The organism is Oxynema mangrovii CENA135, from assembly GCF_016632315.1.
Taxonomy (GTDB): Bacteria; Cyanobacteriota; Cyanobacteriia; order Cyanobacteriales; family Laspinemataceae; genus Oxynema; species Oxynema aestuarii.
Map to the genome: position 1 here is coordinate 1,296,393 of NZ_JAEOXH010000002.1, position 25,188 is coordinate 1,321,580.

The window sequence follows — 25,188 nt, forward strand, 5'->3', positions numbered from 1 at the left end:
GGTCAACGCCTCCATAAGTTCTAATGCGGCTCTAAAGGAAGAAAAACATGAAAACAGGTCGAACCCGGTCGAGTTTCCACTTCAATCTTACCGGAATGCTTCTGCACGATCTTATTGACGATATCGAGTCCCAAACCGCTACCCTCGCCGGGGGGTTTGGTCGTGAAAAAGGGATTGAAGATTTTCGGTAAGACCTCCTCGGGAATTCCCGGTCCGCTATCGCCAATGGTAATTTTGGCCCGATCGCCGTCCCGGGCGATCGCCACGGTCAGAGTACCGCGATAGTCCATCGCCTGTAAGGCGTTATGAACCAAATTCGTCCAAACTTGATTGAGTTCGTCCGGATAACAGGGAATGGGGGGCAGAGTTTCGTAATCGCGGACGACTTCGACCCCGTGTTTGATCTGGTTGTGATATAAGGTCAAAACCGTTTCGATACTTTCACTCAAATCCGCGAGCATTGTTTCGCCACTGCTGTCGTAACGGGCGTAGGTTTTGAGCGCAAACACGACTTTCGAGGCGCGTTCCGTCGCCATTTCGATGCGGGTCGTACTTTTTTGCAGTCCGGACAGTTTGTAGGCGAGATCGACGATGTGGGGACTGTCGGGACGTTCAAATAACGGGAAAAATTCGTCGATATTCTCGTAAATCCCCATATCCACGAGGGTATCGGCGAGATGGGTACTATTTTCGATGGATCGTGCGTCGAGTTCGCCGACTAAGGCGCGCCGCCGTTTGCGTTCTTCGCGGGCGGACAAGGTGTTTTCTTGTTGCAGGGAACGACTCAACAGATCCAGGAATTCCCGGGTTTGTTCCGGGGAGAGGGATTGGAAGATCCCGGGTAGTTCTTCCAAGCTTTGATTGAGAAATTTGGCCATATTGCCCGCACTGGAGCGAATGGCGCCCAGGGGTGTATTGATTTCGTGGGCGACTCCGGCGACGAGTTGGCCTAAAGCGGCCATTTTTTCCGATTGAATCAGTTCTTGCTGAGTGGCTTGCAGATATTCGAGGGTTTGCTGTAATTCTTGAGTGCGTTCGGCGACTTGCTGTTCCAGAGTGCGGTTGTACTCGGCGAGTAATTGTTCCGCTTGTTTGCGCTGGGTGATATCTTGAAACGCGGCGATCGCGTAGACAATTTTACCGTCGCCGTCGTAAATCGGGGTGCAGGAGGCTTCGATGGGGATAATTTTCCCGTGTTGGTGAATTTCGGCGTCGTCTATGGTGGCGGTTTCTCCTTTCAAGGCGCGTAGGACGACGTTGCGTTCGTTGGGATAGAGGCGATCGGTTCCGGCGACGTAAGTTTGATAGACCTCCCCGAGGCGATCGCTTTGGGTTTGGGGAATAATTCCCTGTCCGAGGATTTCTTGGGCGCGTCGGTTGGCGTAAAAGGGTTCTCCTTGGGCGGTGACGACGAAAACGCCGACGGGAATCGCTTCGAGAAATTGGTTGAGTTGTTGTTGATTTTGGCGCACTTGTTGGTACAGTTTGGCGTTGGAGATCGCGATCGCCGCCTGGGAAGATAGTAATTGCAACAGTTCGACTCGTTCCGGGGTAAAAGCGCCGGGGGTTAAGTTATTTTCCAGATAAATTAACCCAGTTAACTGCCCGCGATCGAGCAAGGGCGCACACAGCATCGACTGGATTTGATGGGTTTGGATGTACGGATCGTTGGTAAATTTTCCTTCCCGAGTCGCATTCGTTTTGACGATCGTTTCTTTGGTGCGAACGACGTAGTTAATTACCGATTGAGGCAGGCGATCGCCCAACGGTAACGCTTCCAAAACGGCGATATCTTCCCCTTCTCGTTCCCCGCGCGCTTGTACGAGCAGTTCCCCGTCAGTTTCTAAAATTAAATAGCCGACTTGCGCCCCGGCATTTTCCAGGAGAATTTTTAATAGTTCGACGAGTAGTTTTTCTAAAATGATTTCGCCGGAAATGGCTTGAGAGGCTTTCATAAAGGTGGCGAAATCTAATGCTTTAATCGATTCGGTGGCGGTGGAATGGTGGGTCGTGGTCGTGTTGACGCCGAGGCGAGGTGCTATCCCCGTTGACGAATCGATCCAGTCGGGATACTGTCGTTCTAATTGCTTGACTTTGGCGATCGCGCCCCAACGTTGATAAGCATAGTAAGCTTCGGCGAGATAGACCCGGGCGATTTTCGGTTTACCCCAGTCTCGATAAAAGAGGGCGGCCCGTTCGTTGGCGAGGGCTTCTTCGTTGAGATATTGATGTTGGCGCGCCAGTTCGATCGCGCGATCGTAATGTTCGATCGCCTCGATTTTTCCTCCCAAAACTCGCGCCCGTTCTGCCGCGACAAGATGATATTTATGGGCGTAGTTCATCGGCGCAAATTCCGCCCAATTTTGCAATTTTTGACAGGACAATTCGACGGCTTCGAGGTGCGATTGTCGTTGTTTTTCTGTTGCCGATGGATAGAGTTTTAAACGAGTTAAAGCGCCGTAAAAATGGAACAGGCGCACTAACAGGGTTCCGGTGGCTCCGTCTAAATATTCGGCGCTGTTTTCGAGTAGCTCGCTCAAGTCAGCCGAGCCGTCGAGCAAGTAAGCGAGGAAGAGCTTGTTGACGAAAATCGCACAAAGGGCGTAGCGATCCTTCGTTTCAACTATGACGCCTAATTGCTGCCGTTCGTCGAACGCATCGCCGCACAACTGCCAGGGAGTTTCGCTCGGATGGACTAAGTTTAAAAGGGTTTGGTGGTAAATTGATGTATAAGTTAAAGTCGTGGTTTGTTGCAGTTGGGCAATCGCGTCGCGATAGGCGGCAATTTGTGAGTCGAGGCGATCGAGTTCGACCCCGGAAAAAAGGCCGTGGAGACTGTATACAAAAGCGCAGGTAGTTGCATAATACAAGTCCCCAAACTCCAACCCTTTTTGGTAGGCGGCACGCAGGGGGGCGAGGGAGTCTTTTAAATGCTCTTTGCCGATCGCGATCCCCGCGTGGAAGGGGCCGCGTACTTGAGCGATATATTGTGCCATATTGGGAGGCTCGATCGATTTGAGCGCTAACTGACCGAATTGATAGCCGATCTCGATCTCGCCGACGATTCCGCACAAAATTAAGCCGTAATTGACGTAGGCATAGCACGAAGACGGTGCATTGCCGTGGGCGATCGAGAGCTGAACTTGTTTGCCCACCAGCACGGGTAATAGGGTGGGAACGGTGATAAAAATGGGGGCAAACAGGCGGTTGGCGATCCGCATGGCGGCGAGGTGTTCCGGGTCGCGCATCGGCGGTAGGTCCCGTAAGCTCTCGACGCCGCGATCGCGCCAGCATCGAGCCGTGGTTTCGAGAACGTCACCGATTTGTTCCGGGGTCGGCGCTTCCGGAAGCTCGAAACCCAATTGCTGGAGGAGGGGACGGGCGATCGCGATCGCCTCGCGGTTTTGACCTCGGGCTTTATAGGCTTCGATTTTTACTTCGTATACTTTGACGCGATCGAGCAAGGTGCGAGCGCGATCGCAGACGATCTCCGCCAATTCTTCGAGGCGATCGTAGTCTCCGGCTAAATAGGCGACTTCGGCAGCTTCGCGGTAGAGTCGCAAGGTGAGATCGTAGTATTGCTCCCAGGCATCGGTACTGAGTAATTGCAGGCCCACGTTAAAATAGCCGATCGCGGCGGCGTAAGCATTGGCGGCTTTGGCTTTCTCTCCGGCGATCGCGTTGAGTTCTGCCACCCGTTCCCGTTCGTGGCGATCGTGAATCGAATCGACGCCAAAATCGAGACAATCGACGATTTTAAACAGATTTTCGGCTAAATTGTCCGTATGCTGCCACAAAGACCGCCCAATTTTTAAATGCATCGCCGCACGTTCCCGAGGGGCGATCGACGCATAGGCCGCTTGCTGCACGCGATCGTGAGTGAATTGATACTCGCGAATGTAGCCGCGATCGTCGAAGTCGCACGTCGTCGCGATCGCCCCCGAACGGACTGCACTCATCAACTCCCGTCCGATCTCCGCTTCCGGGCGATCGCTCACCAGCGCCAGGGTTTGGGTTTGAAAGCTGGAACCGAGACAAGCGGCCATTTTGAGCAAGTCTTGGGTAAGCGGCGGCAATTTTTTGAGGTTTTCGAGGGTGAGTTCGACAATGTTATCGGCAATTTTTGTCTGTTGAATCTGCTTGAGATCCCACTGCCAACTGTGGCGATCGAAATCGAAGGCGATCGCCCCTTTTTCGTGTAACGTTTTTAAAAATTGACTGACAAAAAAAGGATTCCCTCCAGTTTTTTGTAAAGTCAATTTCGCCAACGGTCTGACCGCTTCGGCCTCGTCGTGTAAGGTATCGGCAATCAGTTGGCAGATTTGCTTTAAGTTCAACGGTTTGAGGTGAATATTGGCGATCGGAATCCCTTCTTTTTCTAGGGTTTCTAAGGTCGTCCGCAGTAGATGAGTCGCCCCAACTTCTTGATGCCGATAGGCACCGATAATAAATAGATGTCGCGTTTCGAGATCCGACAACATCAACTCGATCGCGTGCAAACTCGCCGAATCGGCCCATTGCAAATCATCGAGAAAGATCGTTAACGGATGTTCCGGAGAACAAAACACCCGAATGAAATGTTGAAAGACAAAATTAAAGCGATTTTGTGCTTCCGACGGATCCAGATCGGGAACGGGCGGCTGTGGACCAATAATGGTTTCGAGTTCGGGAATAGCATCGATAATTAATTGCGCGTTCGTTCCCAACGCCGTCAGTAATTTTTGGCGCCATTGAGCTAACTCCCCTTCACTTTCCGTTAACAGGTATTTCACCAACTGTTTGAAGGCGTGTACCACTGCCGAATAGGGAATATTGCGTTGAAATTGATCGAATTTACCCGTGATAAAATAGCCCCGTCGGGCGGTAATTGGCTTGTAGAGTTCGGCGACGAGGGCAGATTTACCAATTCCAGAATATCCGGTGATAAAGGTAATATGGGCTTGGAAATTATTCGGAGCGGCAACTCGCTCAAAAGTATCTAGTAATTGTTGAATTTGAACTTGCCGACCGTAGAGTTTTTGTGGAATATGGAAGCGATCGGATAAGTCAAATTGACCGATAAAAAAGGGTTCGATCGAGCCGTTTTCTTGCAGTTCTGCCGCACAGCGTTCGAGATCGGCTTTAATGCCCCAAGCACTTTGATAGCGCTCTTCTGCATTTTTTGCCAGCAGTTTCATCACGATCTTAGAAATAGCTTCCGGGATCGGTTTGCCATCGGCGATCGCGTTTAATTCACACAACGGTTTCGGCGTTTTAGCAATATGACAGTGAACCAACTCTAACGCATCGTCACTCTCAAAAGGAACTCGTCCCGAAAACATTTCGTATAAGGCGATCCCGAAGGAATAAAAATCGCTACGATAGTCTAAAGAGCGATTCATCCGCCCCGTTTGTTCGGGCGAAATATAAGTTAAAGTTCCTTCTAAAATGGAAGGGTTTTTAAGGGTCGGATGTTCTCGGGTTAAAACCGTCGCCAAACCGAAATCGATCGCCTTCAATTCTCCGGTTTCCGGATTGACCGCTAGGTTAGAAGGATTGATATCTTTATGAATGACGTGAACCCCGTGAATTTCTCCGATCGCCTCGCACGCTTGAATCGCTAATTTGAGGCGATCGTCTAAAGTTAATGGGGATGTTTTGATAATTTCTTTGAGCGAAATTCCCACATCTTCCATAATGAGGACGAGGGTATTTTCATAGGCTTCCAAACCGAGAGCTTGGCAAACTAACGCCGTATCAAAGAGTTGGAGAATTTCGTATTCTCTTTCATATCGCTTGAGTTGAATTGGGGTAGGATATTCACTATTGAGAACTTTTAAAATAACGCGGCGCCGATCGGTTTTTCGGATGCCTCGATAAACCGTAGATGAAAGACTTTCACAAATTTTTTCGAGAATCTGATAACCTTCAAGAGCCAACACGAGCAGAAGTCTCCTTATTCAATACGAGCATTCGTCGAGACGGTGACAGGACGGGGGAGCAGATCGATCTCTCAAATCATTTGGGAGAATAACCGGATAAAATTGATAAAGCTTCAAGTACGCGCCGGGTCAAGTACCGACTTAAGGTAATCTTCAAGTCAGCAAGTATAAGCAAAATATAGAATGTCTGCCTTGGAATTAGGCGATCGCTTTTAGGCGATCGTCGCTCTCACCCTTTGTCTATTTCTAACGGCAGAACAACATGGAAACTGGTGCGACCCGGTTCGCTTTCCACTTCAATTTTACCCGAATGTTTCTGCACAATTTTGTTAACGATATCGAGTCCCAAACCGCTCCCCTCTCCTGCGGGTTTGGTGGTGAAAAAAGGATTGAAAATTTTCGGCAACACCTCCGCAGGAATCCCACAACCGTTATCTGTAATCGAAACTTTCGCTTCGCCGCCGCAGCGAGCAATCGTCAGCCACAACCGACCCCGATAGTTCATCGCTTGCAAAGCATTGTGAATGAGATTCGTCCAGACTTGATTGAGTTCGTCCGGATAACACCAAATCGGCGGCAGATCTTGATAATTGCGGATGACTTCGACTCCATGTTTGAGTTGGTTGTGATATAACGTCAAAACCGTTTCGATGCTTTCGCTCAAGCTGGCCGTCGTTTTTTCCCCACTACTATCGTAACGGGCGTAGGTTTTTAGTGCAAACACCACTTTCGAGGCGCGTTCCGTCGCCATTTCGATGCGGGTCGTACTTTTTTGCAGTCCGGACAGTTTGTAAGCCAGATCGACGATTTTATCGCTGTTTTCTCGTCGAAATAAGGGTAAAAGTTCGCCAATATTATCATAAATCCCCATATCGACGAGGGTATCGGCTAAGTGGGTACTGTTTTCAATATTTTCTGCATCGAGTTCGCGGATTAAACTGCGGCGGATTTTGCGTTCTTCTCGTGCAGAAAGCGTATTTTCTTGTTCCAACGAACGACCGAGCAGCTTGAGGAATTCGCGAGTTTCTTCTGAAGAGAGGGATTGTAAAATTTCGGGTAAATTTTCGAGGCTTTGATTGAGGAATTTACCCATATTGCCCGCACTCGAACGGATCGCACCGAGGGGGGTATTAATTTCGTGAGCGACTCCCGCGACGAGTTGACCCAAAGCCGCCATTTTTTCCGATTGAATTAACTCTTGTTGGGTCGCTTGCAAGTATTCGAGAGTTTGTTGTAGTTCTTGGGTGCGTTCGGCGACTTGTCGTTCGAGAGTCCGGTTGTATTCGGCGAGTAATTTTTCGGCTTGTTTGCGTTCACTAATATCTTGAAAAGCGGCGATCGCGTAGTTTAAATTCCCCCGTTCGTCGTAGATTGGCGTTGCTAAAACTTCAATAGGAACTCGTCGATTTTGATGAGCAATTTCTAAATCGTCAACTTTAATTGTTTTGCCACTTAAAGCTTTCGCGATCGGGAGATTTTCTATGGAGCATTTGGCATCGCTATCGGCCATATAAATTTGATACACTTCGGGCCATTCTTCTAAAGAAGCTTCCGGCGCAATTCCCCGCCCCATTAATTCTTGAGCGATGCGATTGGCATAGTAAGATTGGCCTCGGGAATCGCTGATAAAAATACCGACGGGAATCGCTTCTAAAAATTGGTTGAGTTGTTGTTGGTTGTCGCGCACTTGTTGGTACAGTTTCGCATTGGAGATCGCGATCGCCGCCTGTCCCGAAAGTAGTTGTAACAATTCGATCCGTTCTGGAGTAAAAGCACCGGGAGTTAAGTTGTTTTCCAGATAAATTAACCCGATTGACTGTCCGCGATCGAGTAAGGGCGCGCATAACATCGACTGAGTTTGATGAGTTTGGATATAGGGATCGTTGGTGAATTGTCCGGCTTGAAACGCATTCGTTTTTACAACTATTTCATGAGTTCGGATAACGTAATTAATAACGGAAATGGGTAGGCGATCGTCGAAGGGAAGAGATTCTAAAACGGTTACGGATTCGAGTTCGGCGCGCCCTTCAATAAAGAAGTTTTCGTTTCTTTCTAAGATCAAATAACCCCGTTGCGCTCCTGCATTTTCCATCACAATTGTCATTAATTGTGCGAGGAGGCGATCGAGGAGAATCTCTCCAGAAATAGCTTGAGAGGCTTTCATCACTGTCGCCAAATCGAGGGAGCTTCCCGATCCGGTACTGGTAGAGGTATGAACGCTTGTTTTTGTCGATACAGTACGGGTCGAACTTGTAGAGGTTTGAGCGATAAATTGAGAATAGCGAGTTTCTAAATCTCGTACTTTGGCGATCGCCCCCCAGCGTAAATAGGTATAATAAGCTTGAGAAAAGTAAGTTTTCGCAATTATTTCTCGTCCCAATTCGAGATAGAAATGAGCGGCCCGTTCGTAGGCGATCGCCTCTTCGTGCAAGTAGGCGCATTTTCGCGCAACTTCAATCGCGCGATCGTAAGCTTCCATCGCCTTGAGCGGATCGCCGATCGCGCGATATTTTTCTGCTTCAATGAGATAATATTTATGCAAGTAATTTGACGGCGCATGTTCTCCCCAGTGTTTAAAGTTAGCCAGAGCTTCATCGACTTTTTCGAGTAAGCTAGGACCTTCGGCGGGCGAAGCTTGGGGGTAAAATGCGAGATAGGCTAAAGCTTCGTAAAACTGAAACACCGAACCGCAAAGCAGTCCGGTCACCCCACTTAAAGATTGACGCCCTTTTTCCGCAAATTCACGGGCGCGATCGAATTTTTCAAATAAATAAAACAGAAATGTTTTTGCTAAATGAAAATGAACTAATCCCGTCAAATCTTTGCCTTGCTCGTGCAGGCTAAAGTTTTCTCCCTCGTCATAGGTCGAACCGAGTAGCATCCAGGGCCGAGGATTGTTGTTTTCCGAGTTTTCTATTTTAGTATTTTCCAGTAAATTTAGAATCGATTGATGGTGAATTGAATGATAATTTAATAAGGTTTTTTGCCGCAGTTGAACCATAATTTTATTCGTACGTTCCATTCGTTCCAGTAACTCCGGCAAAGGCGATCCACTCATATAAGCCGCTAAATCTGCATTATACAAAGCATGAGCGGCAAATTGTAAATCCCCAGTTTGTTGTCCGATATTGTAAGAGTCAATCAAAGATTGAATGCTCGATTGGACTGAATCTTTCCAGTGAGCAGTGGTGGCATGAAAAATGACTGAAACTTTTGCTCGTTGTGCTTCTAAGTGAAACTTATCAATTAAATTGATAGCCAGCTTACCAAATTGATAACCCCGTTCTACATCCCCCAAAATTCCACAGCAAATCGATCCATAAAAGGCATAAGTACTAGTAGCAAAAGTTATAGCATTTCCCGACGCCAAGTAAATTTCAATTTGCTTACAAATGATAGCAATAAATAATTGAGGAGCGGTAATAAAAGAACAAGGAGATACAATGGTGAGAATTTCCAAAATCCCCAATTGTTGGGAATCTTCTAAGATCGGCAAATCGAGCAAGCTTTCTGGCTCGATATGTGCCAAGCGACGGTTAATATTTTCGAGACTTTGACCTACGTTAATGGCTTCGAGATTTTCTCCAAAATCAACTCCCAATTTTTTGAGAATGCTCAAACCAATTTGAATGGCTTTTTGTAGTTTGTTTTGAGCCATTCCTGTTTCAATTTTAATGTAATATACTGGTACGGTATCGAAGGGATTCTTGGCGTTATCGATAACTATGCGTGCAAATTTTGCTACATTGTCAAATTGACCGCATAAGAATGCCGCTTTAGTGACTTTCGTATAAAGTGTTAGGGTCAGATCGTATTGTGTTTCCCAGCAAGAATTACTCAGACAATCGATCGCCTTTTGACAATAATTTAAAGCTGCAGGATAAGCCGTCGAGGCGATCGCCTTTTCTCCAGCCATCAAGTTCAGTTTCGCTATCGTTTCAATTTCGTTACAATCGGTAACTCGTTCTTTAGCAAAATTAAAATGATCGGCGATCGCGAAAATATTTTCATGCAAACTCTCTTGAGGGGTTTCTTCCAAGAGAAAACGACCGATTTGCAAGTGAATATTTTTGGTGTAGTTTTCCTCAAAGGAGTTGTAGGCGACTTGTTGAATGCGATCGTGAGCAAATTGATAGATTTGACGGGGACGTTCTTCGCGATCGCTGTGAGTTAAAACACTACCCGATTCTACGGCAGGAAGTAAGAGATTGAAGAGATCTTGAGTCGATTGGCGATCGATCGTAGCCAGAGTATCTAAATCAAACTCCGAACCCAGACAAGCACCAAGATGGAGAACTTTTTGAGTGGGTTCGGGTAATTTCTTTAAATTTTTTACCGTTAATTCAACGACATTTTCGGCAATATCCATGCGCTCGATCTCGGCAATATCCCACTGCCATTGATGGGTGTGGACATCTAGAAAAATAGCGTCTTCTGTATATAATGTCTGTAAAAACTGATTGACAAAAAATGGATTTCCTTCCGTTTTTTGCAACAATAATTGTGCTAAACTTTCTACTCTTTCGACAGGATGCTGTAAGGTGTCGGCTACTAATTGAGCGATCGCGCCTTTATCTAAAGGTTGTAAGGCGATCTGCTCGATCTCGATCCCTTGTTGACGCAGTTTTTCAATGGTAACGATCGCCGGATGTGTAGCATCGACTTCATTTTCTCGATACGAAACAATCGGTAATAAATATTCGGTACGATCGTCGCTCATCATTAACTCGATCAATTTGAGACTGGCTAAATCAGCCCATTGTAAATCGTCGAGAAAAATAGTCAGGGGATGGTCGCGATCGCAAAATGCCCGGATGAAGTTTTGAAAGACTAAATTAAACCGATTTTGGGCTTCCGACGCCCCCACTTCGGCGACTGGGGGCTGCTTGCCAATAATTTTTTCAATGTCGGGAATCACATCGACAATCACTTGAGCGTTGGGGGCGATCGCCGCCAGTATTTTGTCTCGCCAGCGTTTTAATTCCGCTTCACTTTCTGTTAACAACTGTCGGACTAATTGCTGAAAAGCACTAACGACCGCCGAATAGGGAATATTACGCTGAAATTGATCGAATTTTCCCGAAATAAAATAACCGCGACGGCGAGTAATCGGTTTATAAAGTTGTAAGACTAAACAAGACTTACCTACCCCCGAATATCCTTCAACAACAATCAATTTCGTTCGATCCGATTGGCGATCGCCCCGTTCTTCTGGCGTGGAAGCTACATCAAAAAAAGCTTTTAATAACCTTTCTAGTTCTTTTTCTCTCCCATAAAGCTTTTGGGGAATTTCAAAGCGATCGGAAATATCTTTTTTCCCTAAAGCAAATGGTCGAACGCTATTGGTCGCCTTGAGTTGTTGCAAACATTCTGCTAAATCCGCTTGGATTCCCCACGCACTTTTATACCGTTCTTCCGCATTTTTCGCGAGCAATTTCATGACGATCTCGCTCAAGGGTTGGGGAAAATCACCAGCGTCCCCCCAATCTAGGCGATCTAAAGGGGTCGGCGGTTTAGCAATATGACAGTGAACCAACTCTAAAGCATCTTCACTCTCAAAAGGAACTCGTCCCGAAAACAGTTCGTAAAAGGTGACGCCGAGAGAATAAAAATCGCTGCGATAGTCTAAAGATCGATTCATCCGTCCCGTTTGTTCGGGAGAAATATAAGGTAACGTTCCTTCTAAAATTGTAGGATTCTTGAGAGTGGGATGTTCTCGGGTTAAAGCGGTTGCAATCCCGAAATCAATCAGCTTTACTTGCCGAGTTTCAGGATTTATGACGATATTAAAAGGATTGATATCTTTATGAATAATATTGGCTCGATGAACCTCCGCTAATGCCTCGCAAATTTGAATCGCAATTTCGAGTTTTTCCGTCAAAGTTAACCGTTCTCGCTTGAAGAAATGTTTTAAACAGACTCCTGCATCCTCAGAAATTAATATCAGAGTATTTTTATATTCTTCAAGATCGATCGCCTGACAAATCCTTTCCCCGGTTAATTTCTTTTGGATTTCATATTCTCGTCGATATCGCTTTAACTGAATGGGGGTGGGATATTCACTGTTGAGAAGTTTAAGGACGACTGGGGTGCGATCGCCTTCGCGGATGCCTCGATAGACTTTCGAGGCTGTCGTTTCAGAAAGTAATTCGAGGACTTGGTAGCCGTCAAGAGAAAAGAGCATAGCAACAAAAACAATGAATCGAGTTGACTTTAAACCCAGGTTAATAAGGAGCTACAGAACGAGAAAAATTTATCCGATTTACCATTTATTCCATTAAATGCGAATAATAGCCCTTGAAAAGAGCAATATTTTTTAACTTTGTATGCCAAAAACTAGGACGATTTTTAATGGAAGATCCACGTGCGATCGCCTACTTTTGACTCCATCCTCTCGGATAGGGCATCAGTGGAATGTTGGGGATAAATTGACGGGACGGGAGACGTATATCGGCTTTAATAACCTGCCGACTGACGCGATTTGCACCCCGTTAAAGCGCAATAAAGCACGATATAAATTCAATCAAGGAGATTCTACGATCGCCACGATCGCTCCGGAAAAGGTGGAAATTTTCCCGACGGCGATCGCGCGTTCTTATTCTAGCTTGACTCGGCGATCTCGATCGGGCCGAACCGAACGATTCACCGATGCGGTTCAATCTCTTTCAACTTTATAACCCAATTCGGCCAACCGGGTGCGAGATTGTCGCCATTTCGGCTGCACTTTTACAAATAATTCGAGATAAACTTTGCCATCGACTAACTTTTGCATTTGTTGGCGGGCTGCGGAACCGATCGCTTTGAGCATTTGACCGCCTTTTCCAATGATAATCCCTTTTTGTGATTGACGTTCGATATTAATCGTCGCTAACACTCGGGTAATGGCTTCAGTTTCTTCGACGCGATCGATACTGACGGCGACAGAATGCGGAATTTCTTCACGAGTTAATAATAAGATTTGTTCGCGAATTAATTCCCCCATAATGAAGCGTTCGGGTTGGTCGGTCACCAAGTTGGGGGGATAGTAATACGGCCCGGGTTCGAGGCGGTCGATCGACAACTGCATCAACTCGTTGAGGCGATCGCCCGTCAAGGCAGAAAAGTTGACGATCGGCCAGTTGTGAGGTTCGGCGATCGCGCGATAACTGGCATCGATCGGGTTTTCTTCTGTCGTTTTGTCTCCCGAGAGTTCCTGAGAAACTTCGGGTCTGAGATCGACTTTATTCAATCCTAAAATAACAGGAGTTTTAGTTTTTTCCAATAATTCAGCAATGAAGCGATCTCCGCCCCCCGCCACCGTCGAACCATCGACGAGAAACAAAATAACATCGACTAAATCGATACTAATTTGAGCATTTTTAACCAGAACTTTACCCAATTGGTGATGGGGTTTGTGAATCCCGGGCGTATCGACAAAAATAATTTGTGCCTTCTGGGTCGTCAAAATTCCTCGCAGGCGGTTGCGGGTCGTCTGCGCCACGGGTGAAGTAATCGCTATTTTTTGTCCCACCAATCGATTCATCAACGTGGATTTCCCCACATTCGGACGACCAATAATTGCAACAAATCCAGATTTGAATCCCTCGGGGGCTTCGGGAATGAGGGCGTTTTCAGAAAGGTTCAGAGTTAACCTCCTCGAATGAGTTACAAAAACAACAAATAGAAATCGCTTTTATAATTTTAGATCGATTCTTTACCAATGCGATCGCCCGCGATCGGCTTCGATGGGCTTCCTCCAGAGGGCGACGCTTCCCTTCTCGACTCGATGGCGTCTGTTGGCGATCGCGCCACGGTCGAATCGCGATCGCCATTGGATCCGACCCCTCCGACCTTCTCAATTTTGACGATCGCCGGAGGCATTTTTAATCTCATCGAAGGACTGCAGGAAATTTAGCAAAATTTTATGAAAAATTCATATATTTCACCGAATTTTCCCGAAACCTGTGTTAGAGTCGTGGCTTGAAAATTAACGACTCTCTCATTCCATCATGAACAGCTTTTCTGTTTTGATTGCTCTGCTTCAAGATCGGAACCAATTCTTACAGGAAATCCTCAAAGGGGTTAAACTACAAAGCAAAATCATTGCCCTTTTATTCGCCAGTGCCATCTTCTTTGGAATTTACGGGTTGATTTTAGGGGCGTCTCATAGCATTTTGCAGTCAATTTCTTCGTTTGTTAAACTGCCCGCTCTTTATCTGCTAACCCTTATTATTTGCTTTCCAACGCTTTACATTTTTAGTGTAATTTTTGGTTCAAAACGCAGTTTTAAACAATATTTAGCGTTACTGATGACGGCCATGTCGATCATGAGTGCGATTTTGTTTGGCTTTGCTCCCGTCAGTTTATTTTTTCTGCTCAGCACCCAAAGTTATGAATTCTTTTTGTTGCTAAATGTGGCTATTATGGGGTTGTCGGGGTTGCTCGGTATTAAATTTTTCTATGACGGAATGCAGTTGATGGCGGAACCGGAGATCCCGGGACAGGAAACTCGCACTAAGTTGTTACAGTTTTGGTTGTTTCTCTATGCTTTTGTCGGAACGCAAATGGCTTGGACGCTCAGACCGTTTTTCGGTTTTCCAGGGGAAGAGTTTCAAATTTTCCGCCAAATTGAAGGGAATTTTTACTTAAATTTAATTTATTTAATTTGGCGAATTTTTGGTTGGAGTTAAGTGCTTTGTGGTCTGTTCGATCCTTGGTAGGGCAAGGTTGGGGCGATCGCCAGTCGAATATCAGTCCGGTTGTGGTTGTATGTGGTGGGCGATATCTATGCGCGCTGAATTGGAAGAGCTGATCGTTACAGAAGAAGAAATCGAAGAGGTCAGTGGCATCGAAATCAACGATCCCATTTTAGGATTGCTTTACCACCCGAAACTGTGGCACGATCGCCAGAAATTTATCGGTTTTTTGGTCAGTCATTTGCTGGCGATCGCCTTAATTTTTATGCTCTGTACGCCGATTAGTTTGAGTCTGGTTCGCTATTTGGGATTTTCGGGCAATGACATGGGCAGTGGGTTGACATTTGTCGCGATTAATGGGGCGATCGTGGCGGCGATCGCGGGTTTAATTAATATTTATCTTTGGAAAAAGTCCCGGAAGTTAACGAATTTTTTTGGGTTTTTAGAAGAAGTTGAAAAATACAATGAAGTGATTCAATCGATCGACGCGATCGATCGCATTGAAGCGGCGGGAAATACGCGGGTTCAGGTGCGCGATCGCACGGAAGTACTCGCGGCCCTTCAAGTGACCCGAGAGAGTTTAATTGGGAGTTTGAGGACGGAACGCATTCTCAGAGAACATCGAGGATTACTCGAACGCCGTTACGAATTGTTTGCCAGTATTGAAAGTAATTTGGCGACCCTACGAGGGTTGGAAATTAGCGACGAGGTGAGCGAATACGGACGATTGCTCAATCAAGCGTTACAAATTGGGTTGAGTGTGGATCGCGAAGTCCGACGGTTGAAGAATTAGGGAACGAATCGATCGCCTGTCGATTTGAGGGCGCCCCGACGGCTGGCAGCAACGACGACATCTTTAAGGGCATTTAAGGGTACATATGAGCTTGGGGAAAGGTCGCGGATCGATTGGTGGAAGTTTGGCGGATTGTCAAGGAACGCTCAGAAACTCGTTAAAATACAAGCGCTCACCTTTTGCTTTAGTTAAATGGTCGTGCCAACTCCTCAAAACGCCCAAGATTTGCCTGTCAGGGAAACGGCGGACGTTCCCCAAACGTTTTCCGTGTTGGGAATGCCCGTGCAGCTACTGGATGATTACCCGCAATGGTTGTGCGATCGCGCCGAACGGGGTCTCGGAACCCACGTGGTCACGCTCAATGCGGAAATGACGATGCAAGCCCGCAGCGATCGCCAACTCGCTCAAGTCTTACAAAGAGCGGATCTCGCGATTCCCGACGGGTCGGGTATTGTCTTTTACTTGCAACTTCGCGGCCAAACCGTCCGCCGCACTCCCGGCATCGAATTGGCCGAATCGATGGTCCGCGCGATCGCCCGTCGGGGGGAATCGGTCTTTTTCCTCGGTGGGGCGCCGGGGGTGGCCGATCGCGCGGTGGCCTACTGGCGGCAACATTGCCCGGAATTGACGGTGGCGGGCTGCCAAAACGGCTATCTCAAGCCGGAAGACGAAGCGGCGATCGCCCTCACCCTACAAAGGCTACAGCCGAAATTAATTCTCGTCGGCATGGGGGTCCCGCGCCAAGAATTTTGGATCGACCGCCACCGCCACCTTTGCCCGCAGTCGATCTGGATCGGCGTCGGCGGCAGCTTCGACATTTGGGCGGGTCTGAAAGTTCGCGCCCCCCGTTGGATCCAGCGAGCGCATCTCGAATGGGCCTATCGTCTCTATCAAGAACCCTGGCGCTGGCGGCGAATGCTCGCCCTGCCTCATTTTGCCTGGTTGGCTGCAGTGACGGCGTTGACTGAGGGGCGCTCGTGACTCGGACTCGTCCCGCTCCCGTTTTCGACGCGATCGATTTTTTACTTGACTAAATCGCTAATCAGTAATATAGTGATTCTAAGGTCGAATCCAACCGATCGACCGCCCGATCGTAGTAACCTTTAAATCTCGGAGACATCAATGGAGAACCTCAAGCAATTTAACGACCAATTGGCGATCGCCGGACAAATCAGCCCGGAGAACTTAGGACAGCTCTCCCAAGCGGGATACAAATCCGTATTAAACTTGCGAAACCCGTCAGAAAACGGCTTCGTACACGATCAAGCCGAGCTGACGACGAATGCCGGATTGGCCTACGCTCACGTTCCCATTACCCCTGCCAACTTAAACCACGAGGCGATCGATCGGGTCATCGACGAGCTTTCCAATTTGCCCAAACCCGCGCTCGTGCATTGTGCGAGTGGAATGCGTGCCGGGGCAATGGTTATCGCCTATCTCGTCAGTCGTGAAGGATTGAGCTTAGAGCAAGCCTTCGATCGCGCCCACGAACTCGGGTTTAACTGCCAAGCGAATCCGGCTTTAGCTGGGGCGATCGAACGCTATACGGCCAACGCCACGACGGTCAACTAAGCTGACGGTTTGATTTACCCCATGCAAAGCCCCTCCCGGGGCTTTTTTCATTTTTGAGCGGAGCAAATCTGTAAACCCAGGGCGATCGTCGATAATAATGGCATTGCCGGACTCGTAGTGACGACGACCCCGTAAAGTTTCATGACGCCCAAGCTCAACTTTTACGATCCCGAACGACGCCCTTGGCCCCATCCCCGTCTAGAACGCACCAGTATTGTCGGTCACACCACGCCTAGGAGCGTGCGCCTGTGGTTTCGCGTTTCATCTGCGGGTAATTACGTCCTCGCGGTTTCGCGCGAACCCCTGCCGACCTACGGGCGACCCTTAGTCGTCGATGAAAATGACCGCTACCAACTGCGGGCGATCGCCTCCGATCGCTGCGAGCAAGTCCCGACCGTGGCGATCGCTGCCGTCGAGATGACCCCCACCACCGATCTCACCGGAGTCGTCGATCTCGATCGCCTCGAACCGGATACCCTTTACTACTACGGCTTATTTCATCCCCATCGCGATCGCCCTTGGGAACTGCCGGAAGACGAACCGCTCACCTTTCGCACCTTTCCCGAAACCGCCACGGAAATCTGTTTCGGGATCTACAGTTGTCACATGCCCTACGACAACCGCGAACTCGTCAACATTCACATGTGGGATGCGTTTTACCGAGAACTCAACAACGCCAACGCCCGCTTAGTCTTGGGAACCGGGGATCAAGTCTACGTAGACGGAACCCCGGAGTTGAGCATCTGGCACTGGTTGCGAAAAGTTCAAGACCACAACCCCTCCCGCGAGCAGATGGTCGAGTGGTATCGGGATATTTATCGCGGTTATTGGGGCATTCCCGAAGTTCAGCGTATTTTTCGCGGGTTCCCCAATTATATGATGTGGGACGACCACGAAATTGTGGACGGTTGGGGTTCGTACACCCCGGACGAACTCGCCGGAGTCTTGGACGTTTCCTGGAAACTGCGCGATCGCGAACGACATTTGCGCCTCGCCCATCAAATGTTTGATGCCGCCAAGCAAGTATATAACGAATACCAACATTCGCACAATCCTCCCACCGACGACGCCGAGAATCGCTTCGACTACGAGTTCGACTGCGCCTTCTGCTCGTTCTTCGTCTTGGACATGCGAGGTAACCACGACTTCAACCGCAAAGAATGGGGGGCGTTGGGAGTGCAACAGTGGCAGCGCATCCAACAGTGGTTGGACTCTCATTACCAGTCCGATTCTCGGGCTTTGTTTATTATTTCTCCGGTTCCCGTCGTCCACCTGTACAGCTTTTTTATTAATAATATCGACCTGACCTTAATGGGGTATCAAGACGACCAACGGGATCATTGGGAGCATCGCAGCAATTGGGACGAACGCAATTGTTTGTTAGATAAACTCTTTGAATTTTCTCAAGAAACGGGCAAACCCGTCGTGTTTTTAAGTGGGGACGTTCACATCGGCGCGGCGTTTACGTTGAGTCACGATCGCTTTCCCGATGCCAAAATTTATCAATTGACCTCTAGTGGCATTACTTATGCAGAATTGACCCCTTTCGGTCGCTGGCTTTTAGAACAATTAGTCCCCGATCGCGGCACCTTGGGCGACCGCCAAGGCAATCCCCCCTATCATTTCCGCAAATTGGCCATTTGCCGTCAGAATAATTTTGGAATCGTGCGCGCGATCGTTCGCGAGGACGGCGAAGTTGCGATCGTCTACGACCTCTACGGTAACGATCCGAACTCTCCAAAAGAAACTCAAAAAATTCGCATTGAATTCGATCGCCTCTCTTAAAGTTTAGGCGATCGAACCGACAAATCTTAGCCAATTTTAGCCAAATATTTACACAACTTTATTTCAAAGATTGGGGTTTTATATTATAATTACCACAAACTTAATCGAGAAACCATCTCATCAGTAGGGGGTGAGTTCGATTGTCTAAAATTTTCAATCATCGCCACGTTATTACCGTCGAATTAGTCGATGGCATCAAATTTCGCACGACACTCCCCAGTGTCAACATTCCGGCGTTACGATCCGGTTTTGCCGGATATCCGGCCAACCCCCGTTGGAATGCCGTAAAATTTGCCGCGTGGAAAACCGGACGTCAGTTACGTCAAGCACTCGATAGCGGTCAAACGACTGTGCGCGCGTCGGACCGGGTGCTCGTCGATACCAATGGCGAAGTCGTTGCCAATTCCACTGAGTTTCAACCTCCGCCTCCCCTCCCTCGAAGGTCTGACATTTCTTTCTTTAGTCTTTCTCTGTTCGGTTGGCATCCGTCCTGGGTGAGCCTTTAGATCCACCCCACCCCAGGGGAACGTCGGGGATAAATGAGGCGATCGCCAAGTTGCAAGTATAGAAAACTCCCGTGAAACGGATTGCGATCGCCCTTTTTCCCCTAGCAACCACCGATTTTAAACATCCCCAAGACTCTCCCCAATCTGAAGAGCGGTTCCCTCGATCTCGGCTCCGATGCCAACGCGATCGCGAGGGTTTAGAAACGCTATATAATCAAAAAACGCTATATAATCAAAATTAGATTCTCGTGACATCCTCCCGACGCTGAATCAAAGATTACAGCGCGGGCTTCCCAGTCTCACGATTGGGTATTCGGGCCCCACGCCACTTATCTAGGTCATAGACCCCTGACAGACCGACTTGACAGGCGGTTTCCGTTCCCCAGAGTCCCTGGGTTACTACATTCTCTAGTCCACGACGCAAAACCATCTCTGCTGCGGCACGGTCACGATGAGTCCGATACCCACACTCAGGACAATGATGCTCTCTGACTTCCAACCCTTTGCTCACCGTAGCAAGGCAGGATGGGCAGGTTTGACTGGTGCCGTTGGGGTTGACTTTAGCAAAGTAGACTCCCCGTTTCCAGCAAACCCATTCCGTCAGAGACAGAAATTGTCCGAAGGCGGCATCAACACAATCTGTTCGCAGCATTCCTCGCTTCAACCCCGTGACGTTGAGGTCTTCTGCAAAGATGGTTGGCGCCCGATCGCACAACGAGCATCGCTCTACCGAACACTTACGAGAAGCAATCCAGTCTTTGAGTTCGCGCAAAGCGTAGTTATATATGCCTCGGCACGTCTCAAGCCACGACCGCAGTTCAGTCTGCTGTACGACATTTGGATAGATTCGGTAAGTGTAGTTCATGGTCAGCATGACTGTAATTTATCACAGGCTATAGCTGCTGGTAAATGCTGGTCTCATCCCCATCGTAGGGCTTGGCCCTTCCCGTAGGGTGGGGATGAGACTTTTCAAGGGGAGTCCATGGATCCCGACGCTGATGCTTCGCATACAGCGCGGGACTTATCGCTCCCCGAACCCCTCAAAAGTTAAATTGGCGAACTTCTCCCGCGTCCGCTAGACCTCCCCCAACGATTTTTCTTTGTTGCTGACGCACCCTTCCGGTTTCGTCGGAGATCGCAACCCTCCATCGAGACCGAAAAGCTCCCGACAGCGCCAAGGAAGGGCGAACCGGGAGCCAGTCCCCGGCGATCGCTTCGAGACCGAGAAAACCTCCTCATCCCCGAACCCGCACGTGGAGACCGTCAAACCCGTGCTTTCGGGTTCCTTGCGTTTTCCGCTCTACGAAAGAAGACGTGAGAGACTTAGCCCGTGCCATCGTCCGCCTCGATCTCACCTTAATTTCCCTGCTTCCCCCTGCAATGACCACCGTCTTGAGTGAATCTCAGATCCTCGAACCCCCCGCAGGAGTGACCCCAACGAGCGATCGCGTCACCCGCTTTGTCAATCGCTGGCAAATTCCGCCCAACCTGTTCGTGTTAGTCTCCGGACTGTTACTCGGTAGCAGTGTCGGTTTGGCAATGGTTCTCTTTCACGCAGCGATCGCCGCGATCGGGCATCTGACCCTCGAAGCGATGATGAACCGATTGTTACCTTGGGGGTTTTGGACGATCGCCATTTGCCCCATCCTCGGCGGGGCGATCGTCGGCTTGATTCGCTGGCGCTATCGAGACGTTTTCAGCGATCCGCCAGCGATTCGATCGCCCGTCATCCAACCGATCTCCCCCCTGCGGCCCTTTATCAAAATGCTCGCCGCCGCCATTTCCCTCGGAAGCGGCGCGTCCCTCGGGCCGGAAGGACCCAGCGTCGAAATCGGTGCCAACTTCGGCGTCGCGCTCGGTCAATGGTTCCAAGTCTCCAAACAGCGCTATCGCGTGCTACTCGGTGGAGGAGCGGCGGCGGGCTTGGCGGCGGGCTTTAACGCCCCGATCGCCGGAGTATTTTTCGCCCTCGAAGTCGTCCTCGGCACCAGCTTCGCGAGTTCGGCGGTCAGCCTCGTGTTACTTTGTGCCGTCGTTTCCTCGGGCATCGCCCGAATCGCCTTGGGGGGACATCCCGCCTTCGACCTGCCCGTCTATCAAGTGCGAAGTTACTGGGAATACTTTTTTTACCTGGGTTTGGGAACCGTCGCCGCCTTCGTCTCGATCGCCTACACCCAAGCCGTTCGGATCGCCGAAGACTGCTTTACCGGACAACGGCGGGGTTTTGGGTGGTTGCGATCGCTGCCGCGAAGCTGGCATCCGGCGATCGGGGGAGCTTGCGTCGGATTGGCGGCCCTGCAATTTCCCCAAATCCTCGGCATCGGCTACGGTACCCTCGAAATTCTGTTAAATAACTCCCATTTTTCACCGCCGTTTCTCATTCTTTTACTCGTCGTCAAACTGGCGATCGCCGCGATTTGTATCGGCAGTGGTTTGGTCGGCGGGATCTTTGCCCCTGCCATGTTTATCGGTGCCATTTTAGGGACGGTTTACGGGCAGATCTTGCACGCCTTAATTCCCGCCCAACTGATTGAAATTGCGCCCCCTGCCGCTTATGCCACCATCGGTATGGCCGCCGTCCTCGCCGGAAGTGCCAAAGCCCCACTCACGGCGATCTTGTTGATGTTTGAATTAACCCAAAATTACTTGATTATTTTGCCGTTAATGCTCGCCGTCGGCATCTGCACCTGGGCGATGGAAGCCTTCGCCGCGACCCGCCCCTTACCCCGCTTGCAACTGCCACAAATGGGGATCCACGTCGAGGGACAGGAAGAAAAAAGCTTGCTCTACGACATCGCGATCGCCTCGGTCATGGATCGATCCTACTTCACCTTATCCGCCGATCTGAGCCTCCTCGATGCCGCATTCGCCTTGCTGGAACGGCGCACCCATACCGCTTTAGTCGTAGACGATCGCGATCGACTCGTCGGGATCGTTACCTTGAGCGACATCCAGCGCGCCATTTTGCAACGTCAAAGCGCCGAGTCAAGCACCGACAACGGATCGAGCGACGATCGCCCCCCGGAAACCCTCGCCGAAATTTGCACCAACGAAATCGTCTGCGCCTATCCCCAAGAATCGGCAGACCGCGCCCTCGAACGCATGGCGATTCGCGGTTTGCTGCAATTACCCGTCGTCTCACCGGACAATCCCCGTCAGATCCTCGGCGTCATCGACCGCCAACAACTGACCCTCGCCTCCGATTTGGCGGCGACGCGGGCGATCGTGCGAGCCTATTTCAACTCCGCCAATTCCGAATCCTCTTCATCCCCCGAAGTGGATAAAAGCCAACTGCAAAACATCAGTTAATACGGATTTCCCCTAGGCGTCCCGTGGGTTAGCGCCTTGGGGATCGTCATTAGGTCGAAAAATCCGCCCGGATGGTTCGGTTGCACTCCCTGTCAATCCAATCCCCAAACTTGTTAACTTAGAACGTAGAACGAGCTAGATTGATGTCATTTGAGAGGAGACGATCGTGAAAGAACCTATCTCTAACCGCCCCGACTTCTTTGATGGAGCTTCCGAAACCAGCAACCTCCTTTGGAAATACGTTCAATCCCTCAATCCCGATACGATCGCCCAACTCTCGCAACCGAGCTCTTCCGCCGCACAAGTGATGGAACGCAATCTCAAAGGGATCTTGGGCGGTTTACCCGGCGATCGCTTTGATGTTTCCGTGACCACCAATCGCGATACTTTAGGTCAACTGCTCGCTTCCGCCATGATGAGTGGTTATTTCCTGCGCAATGCCGAACAACGGATGGCATTAGAACAGTCTTTGCAGTTAACAGGTCATTCCGAAGAAAGTTAATTTTTATTGGTGTTTAAGGGTCGCGTCTTTTGAGTGGCGATCGCCCGCAGCGAAGCTGACTCATCGAGCCTGTTTCGAGATCGATCCAACCCCATCGCCACTCTAGGGGCAAGTTGCCCCTGATTTTTTTTTGGGTAAAAAGCGTTAAATGCTCGACAGCTTATCGACAGCTTAGCGATCGATCGCGCGATCGCCGGGTTGAGGCGACAAGCCGCCATCGTCGATCGCGCTGTAAATATTTTCGGGGGCCAAACCCATCCACGGATCCGAATTAGGCGTGAGAAAGAGTTCCTCGTAAACGCGATCGTTGAGCGTTGAAACCTGGGTTGCGGTCGGGTCTCCCGTGAGAAACCATTGATGGATTTGCGAATGTAACAGGTACTCGTTGCGTACCGTATCGAGAGCCATCATCGCCTCGAACTGAGTTTGCACCGCTTCGAGTTGCTCGGGATCGGCGAAGGCCGGGTTTTTGTCCCGCATCAGAGCCAAGCTATTGACATCGAGGCGGGCCGTGTCGGCGCGATCGCGGGCAATTTGCTGCCAAAACTCCCTATTTGTAAGGGATTCGAGGGTTTGACGATTGCGTTCGATCGCCCCCAACTGTTCCAACACCGGAAACTCGACCACCATTTTCGTCACCGCCAAGCGACCCGCAGTTTCTGCATCGGGTTCCCCCTCGGGAATCGGTTCCAAAGCTGGGGAGGGAGATCCGTTGAGAGCCGCCAGATCCCCTCGCCACTGTTGCTGTATCGTTTCGAGGCGATCGCGGTGGTATTCAGTGAGAACTCCTTCCCGTTCCGAGGCCGACAGTCGGGCAAATTGGCGCGCCATCGGCACGGCGCGATCGAGCCAAGTGAGAAAAGCTTGGGGACCGTAGAGACCGGGCAAGGCGTCGAGAGGTCGTCCCTCGGCATCGAGCAGGTAGTGAATGCTGTTGCCCGTGACGGTGCGCTTGAGGGTGCGCCCGTCGCCGAAATCCACGGTCACTGTGGGAACCGGGCGGACGGATTCCCAGTGGAGGATGACGCGATCGCGCAACCGTGAGGCAACGAGAGCGTTAGCGTAAACCGCGACCCGGAAAAAGCGACTGTTCGCACAACTGAGGTCTTCATCTAAGTGACCGAGCAGGCGCAAGGATAAGATCGGCTTGCCACTGCGGCGCGCTGCCGCTTTCGCTCGTTCCCAATCCGTGTACCAGTACAGTTGTGAGGCGTAACAGTCCCGTTGCTGGCAGAGGCGATCGAGAACCCGACGCCAACGGGCGATCGCCGCCTCGGAGGGATCGAGATCCGGGGGACGGCGATCGAGAAATGCTTGCAATCCTGTCGGACCGAGTTCGCGCAAGCGGGCGATCGCCCTTTCGGCTTCCTCACTTTCCGAAGACAGGCTTTGACGCACTAAGCCTTCCAGAGACTCGGCCCGCGTCGGTTGGTCCATTCCCGTCAAGGTGAGAGCGAAGCAGAGAGCGGCGATCGGTGCGAACGGTAGTAATTTGAGCATAACCGAGATCGACAATCATGATAAATTGCGGCTGGCCTCGATCTTAACCTCCCCGACCATTCGCTTTATTCGCCCGTACCGGAGGAGCTGCCGCCGCACCGTAATTGACCCGGCATCCGATATTAAACACGCTGGCGCCGCATTCCAAGGGAACGACTTCTCCTTTAAGCATGGCACTGCAACTGACATAACCGTCGTCATTGGTATCGCGCATCATGCACTCGATTGGCGTGGCGTTCGCATGAGACGACCAAGAGCGCATCCCGAGTCCGGCGAGCCAATGGGGCCAGAAAAAGCCGACCAAAAATAAACTCAAAATAAGACCGCCGACCGTCCCCACGAGCAAGCCGACTCGAACGCGCCAGTCACTGAAAAAGTTTGACGAGTTGTTCCCTGGCGGGGTCGAGGTGGGCGAGGTTGCCGTTTGATTGTCCGATTGAGGTTGGTTCATCGTTGGTTAAATCCAAGCTTTTCTCGATTTTATCGCAGGCTCCATCGACCCGGCGATCGCCCCTCCCGAAATCTGGGGATATTATACAAAAATAGTCGATTCATTTATTTGTATCTTACTTAAGAACCAAAGTGAGGGGGCAGACATGCACTCCGAGGGAGAAAGTCCCCTAAT

The 25,188-nt window shown here is 49.8% G+C and carries 16 protein-coding genes; 10 read left to right on the plus strand and 6 right to left on the minus strand.

Annotated features, from left to right (window positions below; genetic code table 11):
• Positions 1–20: 20 nt before the first annotated feature.
• Positions 21–5,921, minus strand: a complete 5,901-nt coding sequence (locus JJD41_RS19230) for an AAA family ATPase (RefSeq protein WP_370583888.1) — start codon at positions 5,919–5,921, stop codon at positions 21–23.
• A 229-nt stretch (positions 5,922–6,150) separates the two neighbouring features.
• Entirely contained in the window at positions 6,151–12,105 is a 5,955-nt protein-coding gene (locus JJD41_RS19235; RefSeq protein ID WP_200669087.1) for an ATP-binding sensor histidine kinase, read from the minus strand.
• Positions 12,106–12,301: 196 nt separating this feature from the next.
• Here JJD41_RS19235 and JJD41_RS19240 point away from each other — a divergent pair, with 196 nt between their 5' ends.
• Positions 12,302–12,598: a hypothetical protein gene (locus JJD41_RS19240; RefSeq protein WP_200669088.1), complete on the plus strand. Its 297-nt coding sequence runs from the start codon at positions 12,302–12,304 to the stop codon at positions 12,596–12,598.
• Here JJD41_RS19240 and era read toward each other — a convergent pair.
• Positions 12,577–13,545 carry a GTPase Era gene (gene era / locus JJD41_RS19245; protein ID WP_200669273.1) on the minus strand — a complete coding sequence of 323 codons (969 nt, stop codon included), beginning with the start codon at positions 13,543–13,545 and terminating at the stop codon, positions 12,577–12,579. The two genes, JJD41_RS19240 and era, sit on opposite strands and share 22 nt — an antisense overlap.
• 75 nt (positions 13,546–13,620) lie before the next feature.
• On the opposite strand from era, the gene JJD41_RS19250 reads away from it, so the two are divergent.
• The 7 genes from JJD41_RS19250 to JJD41_RS19280 all read left to right on the plus strand — a co-directional run bounded on the left by JJD41_RS19250 (position 13,621) and on the right by JJD41_RS19280 (position 19,252).
• On the plus strand, positions 13,621–13,815 hold the full coding sequence (locus tag JJD41_RS19250; protein ID WP_200669089.1) for a hypothetical protein: 195 nt from the start codon (positions 13,621–13,623) through the stop codon (positions 13,813–13,815).
• Between the two features lie 412 nt (positions 13,816–14,227).
• Positions 14,228–14,590, plus strand: a complete 363-nt coding sequence (locus JJD41_RS25800; protein ID WP_370583889.1) for a hypothetical protein — start codon at positions 14,228–14,230, stop codon at positions 14,588–14,590.
• A gap of 97 nt (positions 14,591–14,687) precedes the next feature.
• Entirely contained in the window at positions 14,688–15,389 is a 702-nt protein-coding gene (locus JJD41_RS19260; RefSeq protein WP_200669091.1) for a hypothetical protein, read from the plus strand.
• A 276-nt stretch (positions 15,390–15,665) separates the two neighbouring features.
• Positions 15,666–16,370, plus strand: a complete 705-nt coding sequence (locus JJD41_RS19265) for a WecB/TagA/CpsF family glycosyltransferase (RefSeq protein WP_234489010.1) — start codon at positions 15,666–15,668, stop codon at positions 16,368–16,370.
• Between the two features lie 141 nt (positions 16,371–16,511).
• Positions 16,512–16,961 carry a protein tyrosine phosphatase family protein gene (locus JJD41_RS19270; protein WP_200669093.1) on the plus strand — a complete coding sequence of 150 codons (450 nt, stop codon included), beginning with the start codon at positions 16,512–16,514 and terminating at the stop codon, positions 16,959–16,961.
• A gap of 141 nt (positions 16,962–17,102) precedes the next feature.
• Complete coding sequence (locus tag JJD41_RS19275; RefSeq protein WP_200669094.1) at positions 17,103–18,746, plus strand: alkaline phosphatase D family protein; 1,644 nt, start codon at positions 17,103–17,105, stop codon at positions 18,744–18,746.
• Positions 18,747–18,886: 140 nt separating this feature from the next.
• Positions 18,887–19,252: a hypothetical protein gene (locus JJD41_RS19280; protein ID WP_200669095.1), complete on the plus strand. Its 366-nt coding sequence runs from the start codon at positions 18,887–18,889 to the stop codon at positions 19,250–19,252.
• Between the two features lie 277 nt (positions 19,253–19,529).
• Here JJD41_RS19280 and JJD41_RS19285 read toward each other — a convergent pair whose 3' ends face one another.
• Positions 19,530–20,126, minus strand: a complete 597-nt coding sequence (locus JJD41_RS19285; RefSeq protein ID WP_200669096.1) for a zinc ribbon domain-containing protein — start codon at positions 20,124–20,126, stop codon at positions 19,530–19,532.
• A 440-nt stretch (positions 20,127–20,566) separates the two neighbouring features.
• Here JJD41_RS19285 and JJD41_RS19290 point away from each other — a divergent pair, with 440 nt between their 5' ends.
• Together JJD41_RS19290 and JJD41_RS19295 are read left to right on the plus strand one after the other, a co-directional pair.
• Positions 20,567–22,561 carry a chloride channel protein gene (locus tag JJD41_RS19290; RefSeq protein WP_370583890.1) on the plus strand — a complete coding sequence of 665 codons (1,995 nt, stop codon included), beginning with the start codon at positions 20,567–20,569 and terminating at the stop codon, positions 22,559–22,561.
• A gap of 166 nt (positions 22,562–22,727) precedes the next feature.
• Positions 22,728–23,063, plus strand: coding sequence for a DUF760 domain-containing protein (locus JJD41_RS19295; protein WP_200669097.1), 336 nt, complete (start codon positions 22,728–22,730; stop codon positions 23,061–23,063).
• Between the two features lie 171 nt (positions 23,064–23,234).
• Here the strand turns inward: JJD41_RS19295 and JJD41_RS19300 are convergent, their stop codons facing one another.
• Both JJD41_RS19300 and JJD41_RS19305 read right to left on the minus strand, forming a co-directional pair.
• Positions 23,235–24,563: a thioredoxin domain-containing protein gene (locus JJD41_RS19300; RefSeq protein WP_200669098.1), complete on the minus strand. Its 1,329-nt coding sequence runs from the start codon at positions 24,561–24,563 to the stop codon at positions 23,235–23,237.
• Positions 24,564–24,606: 43 nt separating this feature from the next.
• Entirely contained in the window at positions 24,607–25,014 is a 408-nt protein-coding gene (locus JJD41_RS19305; protein WP_200669099.1) for a hypothetical protein, read from the minus strand.
• Positions 25,015–25,188: the final 174 nt, after the last annotated feature.

Excerpts from the sequence above, each read along its gene's own strand:
- JJD41_RS19235 (WP_200669087.1), bottom strand. The coding sequence starts at position 12,105 with ATGCTCTTTTCTCTTGACGGCTACCAAGTCCTCGAATTACTTTCTGAA.
- JJD41_RS19250 (WP_200669089.1), top strand. The coding sequence starts at position 13,621 with ATGCGATCGCCCGCGATCGGCTTCGATGGGCTTCCTCCAGAGGGCGAC.
- JJD41_RS25800 (WP_370583889.1), top strand. The coding sequence starts at position 14,228 with ATGAGTGCGATTTTGTTTGGCTTTGCTCCCGTCAGTTTATTTTTTCTG.
- JJD41_RS19260 (WP_200669091.1), top strand. The coding sequence starts at position 14,688 with ATGCGCGCTGAATTGGAAGAGCTGATCGTTACAGAAGAAGAAATCGAA.
- JJD41_RS19265 (WP_234489010.1), top strand. The coding sequence starts at position 15,666 with ATGCCCGTGCAGCTACTGGATGATTACCCGCAATGGTTGTGCGATCGC.
- JJD41_RS19270 (WP_200669093.1), top strand. The coding sequence starts at position 16,512 with ATGGAGAACCTCAAGCAATTTAACGACCAATTGGCGATCGCCGGACAA.
- JJD41_RS19275 (WP_200669094.1), top strand. The coding sequence starts at position 17,103 with ATGACGCCCAAGCTCAACTTTTACGATCCCGAACGACGCCCTTGGCCC.
- JJD41_RS19285 (WP_200669096.1), bottom strand. The coding sequence starts at position 20,126 with ATGCTGACCATGAACTACACTTACCGAATCTATCCAAATGTCGTACAG.
- JJD41_RS19300 (WP_200669098.1), bottom strand. The coding sequence starts at position 24,563 with ATGCTCAAATTACTACCGTTCGCACCGATCGCCGCTCTCTGCTTCGCT.
- JJD41_RS19305 (WP_200669099.1), bottom strand. The coding sequence starts at position 25,014 with ATGAACCAACCTCAATCGGACAATCAAACGGCAACCTCGCCCACCTCG.